Genomic DNA, 704 nt, shown 5'->3' with positions numbered 1-704 from the left:
CGGCTGATTTCGAAAATCAAGTCATTATAATCTATCATTTATCATACCCTCCAATACACCCACGAATGCATCGATTTCTTCTTTCGTACGTTGTTCCGTGACCGCAAGCAGCATATGGTTTCGCAGTCCATACTCTTTTTCTAAATCATATCCGCCAATAAATCGATTTTCCAGCAACTTTTCGTTTGTTTGTCGCACCGAAAAAGGCAGTTCAACGACAAATTCATTAAAAAAAGGAGCTTGGTTATTTACCGAAAACCCTTTTTCTTCTAAAAGCCTTGCCATATAATCAGCTTTTTCAATGTTTAATTGTGCCATTTGACGGATGCCTTCTTTGCCAAGAGCCGACATAAAGACAGCTGAAGCTAAAGCATTTAAGGCTTGATTGGAACTCATATTAGAAGTAGCTTTTTCACGTTTAATATGTTGTTCGCGCGTTTGCAAAGTTAAAACAAACCCACGTTTTCCGTCTTTATCAACTGTTTGCCCCACAATACGTCCTGGAAGCTTACGTACGTATTTTTTCTTAACAGCAAAGTACCCGCAATGCGGACCACCGAATGACATGGCTAAGCCTAAAGGTTGCGTATCTCCTACTACAATATCTGCTCCTAGATTCCCAGGGGATTCTAATAAGGCTAAAGCTAAAGGATTGGCTACAACAATGAATAAAGCTTTTTGTGCTTCTGCAACAGCTTTGATTT

General features: G+C 39.5%; 1 pseudogene. It reads right to left on the bottom strand.

Annotation, left to right across the window (positions count from 1 at the left end):
* Positions 1-24: 24 nt before the first annotated feature.
* Positions 25-704: pseudogene (locus RT405_RS04650) on the bottom strand (glycine dehydrogenase); the annotation flags it as partial.

This window comes from Carnobacterium sp., assembly GCF_032094055.1.
Lineage (GTDB): Bacteria > Bacillota > Bacilli > Lactobacillales > Carnobacteriaceae > Carnobacterium_A.
The sequence above is the reverse complement of the archived record's forward strand: the minus strand, read 5'-3'. Positions and strand labels throughout refer to the sequence as shown.